Source organism: Thermotoga profunda AZM34c06, assembly GCF_000828675.1.
Lineage (GTDB): Bacteria > Thermotogota > Thermotogae > Thermotogales > DSM-5069 > Pseudothermotoga_B > Pseudothermotoga_B profunda.
In genome coordinates this window covers 1,702,867-1,717,131 of the sequence record NZ_AP014510.1, presented here as the reverse complement: position 1 = coordinate 1,717,131, position 14,265 = coordinate 1,702,867, and the positions used below count along the sequence as shown (strand labels likewise).

General features: G+C 39.9%; 11 protein-coding genes. 5 read left to right on the top strand and 6 right to left on the bottom strand.

Going from position 1 to position 14,265, the window contains the following annotated elements; all coding sequences use genetic code 11:
- Positions 1–12 precede the first annotated feature (12 nt).
- From TSP02S_RS08385 to obgE, 6 genes are read right to left on the bottom strand one after another with little or no spacing between them, the layout of a single operon-like run.
- Positions 13–1,839, bottom strand: coding sequence for a PEGA domain-containing protein (locus tag TSP02S_RS08385; RefSeq protein WP_052465398.1), 1,827 nt, complete (start codon positions 1,837–1,839; stop codon positions 13–15).
- Positions 1,840–1,851: 12 nt separating this feature from the next.
- Positions 1,852–2,499, bottom strand: coding sequence for a hypothetical protein (locus TSP02S_RS08380; protein ID WP_041083386.1), 648 nt, complete (start codon positions 2,497–2,499; stop codon positions 1,852–1,854).
- Positions 2,500–2,537: 38 nt separating this feature from the next.
- On the bottom strand, positions 2,538–3,908 hold the full coding sequence (locus tag TSP02S_RS08375) for a Do family serine endopeptidase (RefSeq protein WP_041083384.1): 1,371 nt from the start codon (positions 3,906–3,908) through the stop codon (positions 2,538–2,540).
- Entirely contained in the window at positions 3,905–4,840 is a 936-nt protein-coding gene (locus TSP02S_RS08370; protein WP_041083383.1) for a tRNA dihydrouridine synthase, read from the bottom strand. The genes TSP02S_RS08375 and TSP02S_RS08370 overlap by 4 nt, the downstream gene beginning before the upstream one ends.
- A 28-nt stretch (positions 4,841–4,868) precedes the next feature.
- Positions 4,869–5,462, bottom strand: coding sequence for a nicotinate (nicotinamide) nucleotide adenylyltransferase (gene nadD, locus TSP02S_RS08365; RefSeq protein WP_052465500.1), 594 nt, complete (start codon positions 5,460–5,462; stop codon positions 4,869–4,871).
- Complete coding sequence (gene obgE, locus TSP02S_RS08360) at positions 5,446–6,753, bottom strand: GTPase ObgE (RefSeq protein ID WP_041084304.1); 1,308 nt, start codon at positions 6,751–6,753, stop codon at positions 5,446–5,448. Before obgE ends, nadD begins: the two co-directional genes overlap by 17 nt.
- 76 nt (positions 6,754–6,829) lie before the next feature.
- Here obgE and murB point away from each other — a divergent pair, with 76 nt between their 5' ends.
- Genes murB through TSP02S_RS08335 form a run of 5 tightly spaced genes read left to right on the top strand, consistent with a single transcriptional unit; the run spans position 6,830 to position 14,263 of the window.
- Positions 6,830–7,684, top strand: a complete 855-nt coding sequence (murB, locus tag TSP02S_RS08355; RefSeq protein WP_041084302.1) for a UDP-N-acetylmuramate dehydrogenase — start codon at positions 6,830–6,832, stop codon at positions 7,682–7,684.
- Entirely contained in the window at positions 7,681–8,265 is a 585-nt protein-coding gene (locus TSP02S_RS08350; RefSeq protein ID WP_232503687.1) for an IMPACT family protein, read from the top strand. Before murB ends, TSP02S_RS08350 begins: the two co-directional genes overlap by 4 nt.
- On the top strand, positions 8,262–8,810 hold the full coding sequence (locus TSP02S_RS10780; protein WP_052465397.1) for a tetratricopeptide repeat protein: 549 nt from the start codon (positions 8,262–8,264) through the stop codon (positions 8,808–8,810). Before TSP02S_RS08350 ends, TSP02S_RS10780 begins: the two co-directional genes overlap by 4 nt.
- Positions 8,807–10,117, top strand: coding sequence for a phosphoglucosamine mutase (locus tag TSP02S_RS08340; RefSeq protein ID WP_041083380.1), 1,311 nt, complete (start codon positions 8,807–8,809; stop codon positions 10,115–10,117). The genes TSP02S_RS10780 and TSP02S_RS08340 overlap by 4 nt, the downstream gene beginning before the upstream one ends.
- A gap of 6 nt (positions 10,118–10,123) precedes the next feature.
- Positions 10,124–14,263, top strand: a complete 4,140-nt coding sequence (locus TSP02S_RS08335; RefSeq protein WP_041083378.1) for an acyl-CoA dehydratase activase — start codon at positions 10,124–10,126, stop codon at positions 14,261–14,263.
- Positions 14,264–14,265 lie beyond the last annotated feature (2 nt).

Below are 14,265 nucleotides of genomic sequence, written 5' to 3'. Positions count from 1 at the left end.
AGCCCCCTTTAATTATTGAATAGGCTTCAACGTGGTGTTGACAGACACGTTCTTCCTGTCTACTTTCAAAGTTATTAATTCCGCGTAATAGCCACCTTTGATCAATACCAATTGATATGTTCCATAATCAAGGTCGATCTTGAGCGGTGTGACACCTTTTAGATAACCATTGACGTAGACAAGCGCGTTACTTGGCGACGTGTTGATGCTCACCGTTCCTGTCTTCTGTATTGGCTGAAGTGTCAAGGTAATGGTTTTTGTCTCGTTTGGTGCTACTTGAACATCCACTGTGGCATCTTCATAATCTGGCATAGATGCCGAGATTCTGTATAAGACATTTGCATCGAGTTCTATACTCATTCCTCCCGAAGGAGCTTGACCCCAAGAATTGCCATTGACATAAACTGTGGCTCCTACAGGGTTGGTGTATACCCTGACGACACCTTTTTTGACTACAGGTATGAGTGTTATGTCAACTCTTCTTGTTTCTCCAGATGAGATATTCACACTGATACTCGATTCTTGATAATCTGCAAGCTGTGCTATGATCGTGTGGACGCCTGGATCGACCTGTACACTCAATCCACCGGTGCGTGATACTCCCACGTAATTACCGTCTACATATATCGTGGCACCAGTGGGATTTGTGAAAATATTCAATGTACCCTTTCTCACTATTGGAATGAGTGTTAGGTCTATTCTTCTCACTTCACCTGGATCGACTGTAACTGTAAAAGATGCATCTTGATAATTTGTCAGCCTTGCCGTGATGGTGTATGTACCAGGAGCAACATTGAGACTCAATCCAGACGATGGTGCTATTCCTCTGTACTGGTTGTTCACGTATATAGAAGCACCACTTGGAACTGTGAAGATATTCAAAGTCGCTTGTTCAGGATTGAGATTTAATGTAATTGTCCTGGTTTCACCCGGTGAGATTGTAAAACTCTGTTGAGCGGGTGCATACCCGGCCTTTGTCGCTAAAACGGTGTGCTGGCCTGGTTGTACTTCTACCTGAATTGGACTGACACCTACGTAATTACCATCCAGAAAGATCTGTGCACTCGATGGATTTGTTCTTATATCGAGCATCGACTTTCTGACGAAGTTGCCTGTTACAACAACGGTTTGTCCCGCTGTGATGAAGAAGGTCTCTGTATCCACTTCATTCTGCCAATAGAAGGTTGCAAAATGTTGGCCTTCATCGAGTTCAACCCGTGCAGGAGTTCTTCCAATGTACTTTCCATCTACATACACATAGGCACCTGTTGGATTGGATTCAAGTTGAGCGATACCGGTCCTCGCACCTCTACCGACATAGAAGTAGGTGATATCGCTTGCCCATTCACCAGATAGATATGGAATAATCTGTTTTTGCACGTAATTCTCTGCGTCTTCAGACAAAATTGGGAAAGATTGGGTTGTGCCAAGGTTTTTGAGTTGTTGAATTATTGGGATGAAACTTGTTGAAGCGATGATTTGAATGTACTCCTTACCTTCAGGTGGAGACACTTTGAACGAATACAGATTCGATATGGGGAGCTTATAGTTCACATTGGGTGCGATGTAGTTGTTTGAATCGTATTTGTTTGGAAACAAAAGCGTGATCTTGCCATCGGTTCTGATATCATAGATCAAAACATAACAACTCTTGTTCGCTTTGAAATAGATGTTCAAAGACTCGTTGACTTGGTAGACAGCACCTTCAGGTTTATTGAGCCAGACTTTCACTTCAAGTTCACTCGGTTTTGGAACTATGATCACATTCTTTAACTGCATCTCTGCAAAACTCAATACCGAGATCGTTAGAGCAAGTACCACCAGTAAGGTTTTTTTCATTCATATCCCCCCTTATGGATATATTACCCGTGCATCTACAACTTTATCATTGTCAATTCTAAAGAACGCAAAACCTTTGTTTGCAAGGTCTGACACAGGAATGTTCTTTGGCACAGTAAAATTCTCCCATTCGCCGCTTACCTGTACCTTAGTTACTTTGTAGACATTAGATTCAATCTCTGTAAATTCGACAAGTACGTACGTGGTGATTTCAGCTTTATTCTTTTCGGGATCATTTATTATCAAATCGTATGTGGTTCCAAGTATATCTGTGGCTCTGAGTAAGAGAGTCAATGTACCACTTAGATTTTCTGCAAGACTATTTATTTGAATTTCAATTTGATCTAAAGAAGTTGTACCATAGTTACCCGCATACTGATTGTTTGCATAGACATTTTTATCAGCTGCTGCTTGTTCGAAAACTGTTTTTCGATCATCAAATCCAGTTGGCTGATCGTCAAAATCATACCAAAGCATTAGAAAATCGTTATCATCACACCAATCGGCAAGATCTTCTAAATCACTATCTGTAATGTTTGCAGTTACTTCTACTATGTTATGAGCAACGCTTGGTTTTATTGGATATCCAGGCGCACATCCTACAATAGCCAAAATCACCACAACTGCTATTCCAAGTAGCCAAAGTTTCACACCTTTCATTCAATCACCCCCTCGAGTATTTTCAGAAAATCGAGTCCTCAGCGGTATGTAAAGCTGTAGATCATCTTTGCTCCTTTACGATAGACGAAGAGCGCTACAAAATCTCCTTGTTTGATCTTTGACACGACATTGTTCCAGTCACTAACAGACTTGATGATATTGTTTTTTCCATTCACTGCGATTTGGTATATCACATCTCCTTTTTGAATTTGTACCGAGTTTTTCACCTGTCTTACTATCACGCCATCGAGTGAAGCTGGAAGTGAATAGCTTTCCCTATCTGAACCTGTGATTTCATCCACAACTATTCCCAAAAATTCCTGAGCAGCCTGTGTTGTCTCGACACCTTCTTCAATTGAAGAGCCGAGTTTAACCGTCAAAGTGATCTCTTTTCCAGATCTGTTCACCAAAAGTGTCACAACATCGCCAGGTACATGGCTGTGGATCAAAGACACGAGCTCTGCATCGCTTGTGACGGAAACATTGTCAAATTTTAAGATAACGTCGTTTTCTTGAAGCTTTGCCTTTTCAGCAGGAGAGTTCTCCATCACTTGAACGACCAATACACCTTGGTTGACCTTCAAACCCATTGCCTTTACAAGGTCTTCTGTAACGGTCATGACTCTCACACCAAGGTATGCCTTCTGTGCCTTCCCGGTTGTTATCAGTTGGTCGATGAATCTTTTAACGGTGTTGATTGGAATGGCAAATCCCAGGTTCACCGCTTCCTGTGGGTTGATGATTGCAGTGTTTATTCCTATAACCTGTCCGTGGATGTTCAAAAGTGGACCACCACTGTTTCCGGGGTTGATTGCCGCATCGGTTTGAATTAGATTGGTGTAATAGCCTGAGCCATCTGGTTTTGAAATCCTTCTTCCAGTCGCACTGACAACACCAATCGTTACTGTATGTTGAAATCCAAGTGGATTTCCTATTGCTATTGCCCATTCACCAATCTTCAAATTATCTGAGTCACCAAATTCCACTACGGGAAGATCCTTCTCTGGCTTGATTTTCAACACGGCTATATCCAGTTCGCTATCTCCACCTACGTACTCTGCTTTGTAAGTTGTACCGTCGAGTAATGTGACTGTTATATCCTTTGATCCACTTACTACATGTTCATTGGTCAGTATATATCCTTGTTTGTCAAAAATGAAACCCGATCCAAGACTTGTTGACTGTTGTGTCCCACCGAATGGATTGTAACCAAACCAACGTTTGAAAAATTCTTCCATGAATGGATCGAAGTAAGGCGATGTTGTGTACTTGACCGCTTCTACCTTCACCACAGCAGGTGCACACTGCTCGACAACTGCCACTACTGGGCTCTGGTAGTCTGGGTTTACATAACCAAAAATGGCTACACTAACAATTAACACCGATACAACCAAGAGAAGCTTTTTCATGTGCAACACCTCCTGTCAAGACTCTCTTCAATCCATTCGACTACTTTATCGTTACATTCGTTCATTAGAAAACTATTAAAAAACTCTTCTGTGAACTTTTCCATATCTTCCAGTTTATTCAGTTTCATAAATCTCTCTCTGAACTCCCTTGCACCTCTCATACCATGGGTATATCCCGCTATGTATTGACGCATTTTGTAGATGGAGTTTTCACCTTCATCTTCGATTTGCATCTTCAAGTGTTTTGTGAATATCTCTTTGATTTCTTCGATTCGTGGCGTTCTTTTTTGAGTGATCTGTGCAAAGATCCATGGTTTTCTCAAAGCTCCACGGGCTATAAGAGCTGAATGAGCACCAGATATTTCAAGTGCTTTATGAAAATCTTCGATCTCGAAGATATCTCCACTCACGGCAATGGGAATACCATACTGTGAGAGTTTTAAGTCCCATAAAGCTTTGCCACTGTATTGTTGGACAACGGTTCTCCCATGAACTTCTATTCCATCGGCACCTGCTTTTATACATCTGTGTATAATCTGATCCAGAATATTTTTTTCAAAACCGATTCTTATCTTCACAGTCACAGGTTTTTGAACAGATGATTTGACAGATTCTATGATCTTTCCGAGTCTTTCAAGATCATTGAGCAAGGCTCCACCAGAATTTTTCTTTATCACCTTCTTCACAGGGCATGCAGCGTTTATGTCGAGCCATGCCGCATAAGATTCAACGAGCTTTGCGGCTTGAGCCAATGTTTTTGGTTCATTTCCAAAGAGTTGAATTGCGACATTTGACTCGTCTTTTGGAAGCATTTTTTCAACTACCTTGAAGTTTCTGATGACACTCTCTGCACTTATCATCTCGGTGAATGAAAATTGTGCACCCCAATTGGTGCAAATCTTTCTGAAAGCCCTATTTGTGATACCTGCCATTGGTGCGAGCCCAACAACACCTGGATACTCAAAGTGAATAATATTCTATCACCTGCTCTTCTATTTGGGGATGAACCATGCCTTTGATTGATTTTCTTTCTTTGATTCTTTTTCTTATATCGCTTGCCGATATCTGAATCAAAGGGGCTTGTAAGAAGATGATGTTATCGTATAGTTCTTTAAGCACATTTTTTGCTTGTTCTTCGTATGGTTTGTTACAATACCTTGGATAGACTACAAAATGACAATTTTCCAAAAGATCTCTGTACCTGTACCAGTTTTGAATATATGACAGAGAATCTTCGCCGGTTATGAAATAAGGTTTCGTATGGTGAAGTTGGCTAAAATACAAAACAGTATACAGAGAATAAGAGATACCCTGACGAGTTTTTTCATAGTCACTGATCGATACGTTTGGATTTTCAAAGGTTATTTTACACCATTCGAATCTGAGTTCAAAGGGTGCAAGGTCATTTGGTTTATGTGGTGGGATATACGTTGGTACGATGTACAACAAATCAAGCGATAAGATATCCACTACATATTGGGACACGATCAGATGCCCAACGTGTGGTGGATTGAAAGAACCACCAAAGATACCTATTCTATTCTTTGAATTCAAAACTGTGTTGTCCAATCCACACTGTGTCTCCATCTTGAGCCCCCATTTGCTTGAGTTTTTCACTCAGTCCGTTTCTCTCTAAGATATCGAGAAATCTTTCAAGCGCATCTCTTTGTTCGAGTGAATATCTACTCAACCATTTATCTATCTGTTCACCACAGATTTCAAATCCATCTTGAGTTTTCTTTATCTCAAAATCGAATTTTTCTTCGATCTTTCTTCGAATAGGCTTGGGTTTTTCAAAAACTGGGACTGGTTGTTTTTGCATCAGTAACTTACTCTTTCCAACCGTTTCATAGATTTTTTGTTTCAGAACATCTATATTTATTCTCAAAAGTGCAGAAACTGGGTAAACTTTTTGATTTGTGTGTTTTTCAAGAATTTCCAATCGTTTTTCGAGTTCTTCTTTTTCGAGCAAATCAATTTTATTTGCGACGATTATCTGTGGTTTTCTTGAAAGCTGTTCGCTGTATTTACGAAGCTCTTGGATGATGATTTCGTAATCTTTTATAAAATCTCTACCTTCAGAGCCAGAGATATCTATTACGTGGACGAGTACACTGCATCTTTCGATATGTCTTAGAAAGAGATTTCCAAGTCCAGCGCCTTCACTTGCTTTTTCTATCAATCCAGGTATATCTGCCAAAACAAATTCGTTGTTTTCGTCTATTTTCACGACGCCGAGATTTGGTATCAAAGTGGTGAATGGATAATCTGCGATCTTTGGTCTTGCGTTGCTCATTACAGAGATCAGAGACGATTTTCCAACGTTGGGAAAGCCAATCAGTCCTGCGTCTGCGAGTAATTTCAATTCAAGTTCAAGCCATCTCTCTTCTCCTTCATCACCTTTTTCGGCTATGCGTGGTGCTCTAAAGATACTTGTAGTGAAATGTATATTTCCACGCCCACCTTTCCCGCCACGTGCAACACAAACCATCATCCATGGTCTATCAAGATCTGCCAATATCTCACCAGTGTCTACATCTTTTACAAGTGTACCCACAGGAACATCTATGACGAGATCTTCCCCACTTTTTCCCGATTGCTTCTTACCCTTTCCGTGTTGACCATTTTGAGCAATGAATCTTCTTTGGTATTTGAAATTCAACAAAGTCGATAAGCCAGGATTTGCACGCAAAATGACAAAACCACCATCTCCGCCATCTCCACCATCTGGCCCACCTTTTGGAACGTATTTTTCTCTTCTAAAACTCACCGCACCATTTCCACCATCACCGGCTTTGACGAAGATCTTGACTTTATCAACGAAATCCTCTTTTTGCAAAAAAATCACCTCTTTGTACAGTTTGATTTTACTATAGACCACAAGTTTCGTTTCCTGAACAATGATATAATTCTCTGTGATGATGGATAAAAAACTTTGCGAATACAGATTTGATGAATTGTTAAATAAACATACGAGTTTCAAGATTGGTGGTTGTGCGAGAATTTTTGTCAGACCAAAGTCAATAGAAGCTTTGATTTGTACACTTGAAAGATTTCAATACGCGAAAATTCTTGCAAAGGGCACCAATGTTCTTGCACCAGACGAAGGTGTTGATATCGTCATAAACACCCTTGGGTTGAACAAGTATCAAATAAAAAACGATCTAATCATAAGCGAAGCTGGTGTATTGTTATCTACTCTGTGTAAGAAAGCGGCAGACCATGGATTATCTGGCTTGGAATTTGCCTACGGTATACCTGGTACCATAGGTGGAGCTGTCTATATGAATGCAGGTGCATACGATGGAGAAATATGCGACATTGTTGAATATGTTGAGATTTATGATCGAAAAAACATTATCAAGCTCGATAAATCTCAAATGAATTTTTCTTATAGATCGAGTATTTTGAAGGAAACTGATTGGGTCGTTCTAAGAGTGGCACTGAGATTAAAACCATCTAACAGTCAAGCCGTCAGAGATCGTATGGAACAAATCATGAGAAAAAGAATCCAAACCCAACCACTCGATCTACCAAGTGCCGGAAGTGTTTTCAAAAGACCAAGAAAGGATTTTTATGTTGGTAAAGCGATCGAACAGATCGGTTTAAAAGGATTGCGCGTAGGAGATGCTCAAATTTCCACAAAACACGCTGGTTTCATAGTGAATCTTGGTAATGCAAGGGCAAGTGACGTCAAAGAATTGATCAAGATCATTCAACAAGAGGTGTATAAAAACTATGGAATACACCTTGAGCCAGAGGTGGAGATTTGGTGACAGATTTTTCAGCGATTTTGCATGAATCTTTTGCAGAGCTCAATGTACAACGTTCGAAGTTCTATTCGCATGTCTTTGAAATAGACAGTGTATCACAGGCAAGAGAAAGGATTAAAGCCCTTTCAAGATCTTACAATGACGCGACGCATCTTTGTTGGGCTTTAAGGGTAATAGAAACAGAACTCATCGAACTATCTTCAGATGGGGGTGAACCGAGCGGGACGGCGGGTTTTCCGATCTTGAACGTCTTGAAAGAGAATAATTTGGTAAATCTCTGTTGTGTCGTTATCAGATATTTCGGCGATGTAAAACTTGGAATCAGGGGTTTGATAGACGCTTATTCGCAGGCAGCTCGACTTGCACTTGCGAAAACAGAGATCGTCGAGATCAAGAAAGTCTTTGAACATGTTTTTGAATGCAAATACGAAGAACTTGGAATATTGCTTGGTATAATCAGGAAACTTGGTGGGAAAATAGAGAAAATCGAGCAGAGTGATCGTGTGACTGTGAGGGCTTTGTTACCACAAAAAATCGATCAATTCCATGCTCAGGTGAAGGAAAAGTTGGTGAAGGTGATATGAAACGAGATAAGTTTTTCTTAGTTTTGATGAGTGTCTTTGCTTTACTCTTCTTGATCACTTTTCAGGCATATCGCTGGACAAAGCAATCTCAGGAAAGGTATCAAAAGATCGTCAAAGCCTATGAGCTATATTGTTATGGTAAATACGACGAATTTTCGAAATACGTTGATCAATACAAATTAAAAGAATTGTCTTATCTGAACGTCACTATAAAAGAGCAAAGGTTTCAGCAATTTTATATGGCTGCCGTGAAAGATTTCAATCTGGGTAATTTCGCCTCCGCTGTGGAGTTTTTCAAGAAGGCTTTACAACAACTCGATGAGAGAGATCCTCGAAAAGATGAACTTTTGTATTATCTTTCGATTTCTCTTGTCAATTCCAATAGACTTCAAGAAGCAAAGTTGGAATTATCAACCTTTGTGAACCTTGAAAACTCACCTTACAGAAATAAGGCTTTGCAGTTGTTGATCGATATCTACAGAAAAACCGGTGAGATAGTTAAAGCTCAGGAAATTGAGAAACTACTTTTGGAGGTGAAAAAATGAGAGAGCTATTTGGAACCGATGGGATAAGGGGGGTATACAACCAAGATTTGACTGAAGATCTTGCGTACAAAGTTGGATTGACGATAGGAAGTATGCATCCAGATGGGAAATTTTTAATTGTACGTGACACACGTGAATCTGGGTTGGCTTTGGAGAAAGCTATAGCGAGTGGTCTTGTTAAGAGCGGTGCGACGGTTTATTTAGGTGGGATACTTCCAACACCAGCGGCAGCGCTGATAACGAAAATGAAGAATTGGTTTGGCGTGGTGATTTCTGCTTCACACAATCCATATTATTACAACGGCATAAAATTGATGAAGTCTGGGTTCAAACTCGCCGATGAAGAAGAAATAGAGATTGAAAAAAGGCTTGAAGTAAAAGATCATTCTTTTTCTAAGCATGATACTGGAAAAATCATTGACTTTTCAGAAGCAGAGAAAATCTACATAGAAACGATCTCGAATATGTTCTCAGATGTTGATTTTCATGGAATATCCGTCGTTGTTGATACTTCGAATGGTGCTGCGTATAGAACTACTCCGATGGTCTTAGAGAAACTTGGTATAAAAGTGACCTGCTACTACAATCAGCCGGATGGGAAAAACATAAACGATAATTGCGGTTCATTGTATCCACAATATCTGGCACAGAAAATCTCTGGCTTTGATTTGGGGGTATTACACGATGGTGATGCAGATAGATGTATACTTTTGAGCAAAAAAGGTGGAGAAATAAATGGCGACAAAATCATGGGGATCCTTGCCCTTTCGATGAAAAGGGAAAAAAGATTGAAAAACAATCTCGTAGTTGCAACGATCATGAGCAACTTCGGATTGGAGATTTTTTTGAAGGAAAATCAAATCGATATGATTCGAACCAAGGTTGGCGATCGATATGTACTTGAGCAAATGCTGAAATCCGATGCCAATATAGGCGGTGAGAGATCTGGACACATAATCTTTTTAGATAGATCAACGACAGGAGATGGTTTGATAACGGCTTTGGAATTTCTACGGGTTATGGTATTGAGCCAAAGAGATTCGTCTGAACTCGAAAAACAAGTGAATGATCTACCACAATACATGGTCAATGTCGAGGTGAAGAACAAAGCTATCGTCGATCATCCACATTTAAAAGAAAAAGTTTCACAGTTGCAAAAAAACGGTTTTAGAATCGTTGTAAGGGCATCGGGAACAGAGCCAGTTATACGTGTCATGGCAGAAGGTCAAGATGAATCAAAGATAAAGGCAGCCGTGGAAGAAATAGCAGATCTTGTTAGAACCTTAGGAGAATTTCAGAGAAGGTGAATTCACGTGAAGGTTGGTGTTTGTGTTGGTTCAAGTAGTGTATCGGTCTATTCAGATACGAATTCACCACTTTGGATCCAACACAATGGAGATCCAATCAACACTGTACGACAAATTCTCAAAGATTTCCCAGATTCCATGCAAATCGCATTTACCGGTAGAAAACTCAGAAGGTACTTCAATGCACCTTCAATTTCTGAATCCGAAGCATGTGAGATTGCATATTCTCATCTAAAGGAAAAATACAAAGAATGTCAAGCCATCGTATCGGCTGGTGGGGAGAATTTCGTTCTGTACAAACTCGACAGAGATGGCCGAATAAATGGTATCTATACGGGTAACAAATGTGCTTCTGGAACAGGTGAATTTTTCCTGCAACAGATCAAGAGAATGGGTATAGATCTGTCTGAAATAGCTTATTTCAGTTTTGATGGAATCTACAAACTTTCCTCAAGGTGTACGGTGTTTTGTAAAAGTGATTGTACCCATGCGTTGAACAAAGGGATTCCAAAACAAATGGTTTTAAATGGTCTTGGAAAGGTGATGGCAGACAAAATACTACAACTTGCACATTCTGCTCACGTGAACAAGATACTACTCATAGGAGGTACTACCAAAAATGAATTGATGCTCAAAAACCTTGAAGGTCAAATAGAATTCGTTATACCTCAGGAATCGACATATTTTGAAGCTTTGGGGGCATACATTTGGCTCGACAGGCATCCTATGTGGTTCATCGACAAATCGAGTATACTCTCTGGCAAATTGCCATCGGCATTTTCAAGGCATCAACCACTGCTCAATTTTTCATCAATGGTTGAATTCAAGCAAATGGAAAGAGGAGCAGCTCAAAAAGACGACGAATGTGTTCTGGGTGTGGATGTTGGTTCGACAACTACCAAAGCAGTTTTGGTGAGAATAAAGGATAAGAAAATTCTCGCAAGTAGTTACTTACGAACACTTGGAGATCCTATCAACGCTTCCAAAAAGTGTTATGAAGAGATACTCCGGCAAATCGACGTACCTATCAAGATAATCGCAGTTGGTGTAACAGGTTCTGGCAGAAAGATAGTTGGATTGCATGTTGGTACAAATGCAGTTTACAATGAAATCATGGCTCATGCCAAAGCTGCGGCTTTTTTTGATCCAGATGTAGACACGATCTTTGAAATAGGAGGACAAGACGCCAAGTACACCTATTTGAATGAAGGTATACCTTATGATTATGCAATGAACGAGGCTTGTTCTGCTGGCACAGGATCCTTTCTTGAAGAAGCAGCACGTGAATCACTCGGGATAGATTATACACAGATAGCAGACTTTGCTTTAAAAGGACCAAATCCTCCAAATTTCAGTGATCAATGCGCCGCTTTTATAAACAGCGATATAAAAACAGCCATTCAGGAACAAATCTCTGCCGAAGATATATGTGCCGGCCTTGTTTACTCCATTTGTATGAATTACATCAATCGAGTGAAGGGAAACAGACCTGTAGGTAAAAAACTGTTTGTCCAAGGTGGTACCTGTTACAACAAGGCAATTCCATATGCGATGGCGGCATTAACGGGGAAAAAGGTGATAGTACCACCAGAGCCAGGACTCATGGGTGCATATGGAGTCGCTCTGATGACGATGGAAAACTTGGAAAAAGGTATTGTACAAAGAAAATCATATGATTTGAGAGAACTGGTAGACCGGCAGGTGAATTATCTCAAACCATTTGTGTGTTCTGGTGGCAAAAACAAGTGCGATAGGAAATGCACCATAAGTGTCATACAAATAGACGGTAAGAAACTCTTTTTTGGTGGTTCGTGCAATATGTACGAAAATATCCGGGAAAATCGTGAAGACACTGAGAGCCTTGATTTTTTGAGAAAAAGGGAACTTCGTTTGTACACGTTACCTGAAGGAAGTGCTGGCAGCAAGAAAATTGGTTTGAGTCGATCCTTTGCCATGAATACTCTGTTTCCATTTTTCTCAAGGTTTTTTTCCGAGCTTGGTTTTGAAATTGTTCTTCCAGATGACCCTGATGAAGAAGGCAAAGACAAAATGGGTGCGGAGTTTTGTTTTCCTGTCGAACAATCCCACGGTTTTATGATCTCTTTGTTGAAGAAAAAACCAGATTTTATTTTCGTACCAAGGATCAGGGCGATAAAAGTCAAGCATTCACAGACCAATGGGGTCTTTTGCCCCTTTGTTCAAAGTGAAATCGACTGGTTAAGGGCTGACATTAAAGAACTCAAGAATACTGATTTATTGACATGTAATATCGACTTCACCGAGCCTGAAGAAAAAATCATAGATTCACTCGACAGAATGCTAAAACCACTGAAAATAAGCGATAAAGATGTCAGAAATGCCTTCTATTCTGCCAAAAGAGTACAGCAAGAATTCGAGCACAACTTGAAAGAAATTGGCAGGGATTTTCTTGATGAAGTTGAGAAAAGAGGCATTGGAATAGTGATCTTTGGAAGGTCTTATAACGCCTTTCTGAGTTACGCTAACCTTGGTGTTCCCAGGAAGATATCCAGTTATGGTTATCCTGTCACGAGCTTTGATACACTGCCCTTTGATGACAAACCTGGCTATGAGAACATGTATTGGGCTTGGGGTGAGATGATATTAAAGGCAGCAAATTATGTCAAAGATCATCCGAATCTCTATCCAGTTTACATAACGAATTTCAGTTGTGGTCCCGATTCTTTCGTACTTTCCTATTTCAAAGACGTAATGAAAGACAAACCAGTTTTGATACTCGAACTCGACAGTCATACGGCAGATGCCGGTATCGAAACACGAATCGAAGCTTTCTTCGATGTGATAAGGTATAGAAAAAATAAACAGCAGATTCAAAGAGAATATAAACCATTAGATATTACTATAAACAAAAGTGGAGTATTCATACGCAGCGGTTCTAAAATAATACCTTGGACCGATAAACGTGTACGTCTTGTTTTTCCAACGATGGGTGCATTTGGTGCATCTTGTTTGGCGGCAGCCATCAGACATTTTGGTGTGAATACCTATGTTTGTCCACCAATGGGAGAACTCGAATACAAATTGGGTAGAGGCAATTCTCTATCAAAGGAATGTCTTCCCTTACAATTAACCCTTGGAAGTTTGATCAGGTACCTGTCTGAAGAAAGATCAAATGATGAGATTACACTCTATTTCATGCCGCAAACCTCAGGACCTTGTCGATTTGGCCAATACAATATTTACATGAAACTATGGCTAAGACAGAACAACATCGACAATGTAGCTCTACTGTCGCTGAGCTCAGAAAATGCCTATGGTGGTTTGGGTATCGCCTTTACATTGAGAGCTTGGATCGCAATTTTGATATCTGACTTATATTCGAACATTGAAAGATCCCTAATGGCACTTCACCAAGACAAGTCTTTGGCGAAAAAGATGATCAAGAGACATCAACAACAGATAATCAAATCGCTCGAATCAGATAATTTGACCGGTGTCTTCAATACTATTAGAGAAATATCACAAGAATTAGCATCTTTAAAATTGCATGAGAGATATTCGCAATCACCAAAGGTTTTGCTCACAGGTGAGATCTATGTCAGGTGGGATGACTTCAGCAGAAGGAAGATGGAAGAACTCTTTGCATCAGAAGGAATAATTCTCCAAATATCTCCGATTCATGAATGGATGTATTACACAGATTACATATTCCTAAAGAAATTAACGAGTAAGAATTCAACGTTTCTACAACGTGCTAAAAAACTCCCAGAGCTACTCGTGAAAAGGTATTTTGAAAAAAAGGTCAAAGAGATCTTCGCAAAAGCGAGATTGTGTGACACGAGAATGTTGAACATAGAACATGTGATAAAGTGTGCTTCTTCATCACTCGATCCAGTCCTAACAGGAGAAGCGATCTTGACCATAGGGAGCACTTTAGCCGAGATTGGTGGGTATTATGATGGAGTGATATCTATTGGACCATTCGGGTGCATGCCCAGTAGAATTGCGGAGTCTATAATAAAGAGTGAGTTGGAAAAAAGAAAAGCAGATACCTCAAAAAGATTACCTTTTGTTTCCATAGAAGTTGATGGAAATCCTTTCACACCTTCTGTCGAAGCAAAGATAGATTCATTTATAGCTCAAATAAAAACTAAGGATAAAATATGAAT

Bases quoted from the DNA above. Each gene is read 5' to 3' on its own strand.
- TSP02S_RS08385 (WP_052465398.1), bottom strand. From the start codon at position 1,839: ATGAAAAAAACCTTACTGGTGGTACTTGCTCTAACGATCTCGGTATTG.
- TSP02S_RS08380 (WP_041083386.1), bottom strand. From the start codon at position 2,499: ATGAAAGGTGTGAAACTTTGGCTACTTGGAATAGCAGTTGTGGTGATT.
- TSP02S_RS08375 (WP_041083384.1), bottom strand. From the start codon at position 3,908: ATGAAAAAGCTTCTCTTGGTTGTATCGGTGTTAATTGTTAGTGTAGCC.
- TSP02S_RS08370 (WP_041083383.1), bottom strand. From the start codon at position 4,840: ATGGCAGGTATCACAAATAGGGCTTTCAGAAAGATTTGCACCAATTGG.
- murB (WP_041084302.1), top strand. From the start codon at position 6,830: ATGGATAAAAAACTTTGCGAATACAGATTTGATGAATTGTTAAATAAA.
- TSP02S_RS10780 (WP_052465397.1), top strand. From the start codon at position 8,262: ATGAAACGAGATAAGTTTTTCTTAGTTTTGATGAGTGTCTTTGCTTTA.
- TSP02S_RS08340 (WP_041083380.1), top strand. From the start codon at position 8,807: ATGAGAGAGCTATTTGGAACCGATGGGATAAGGGGGGTATACAACCAA.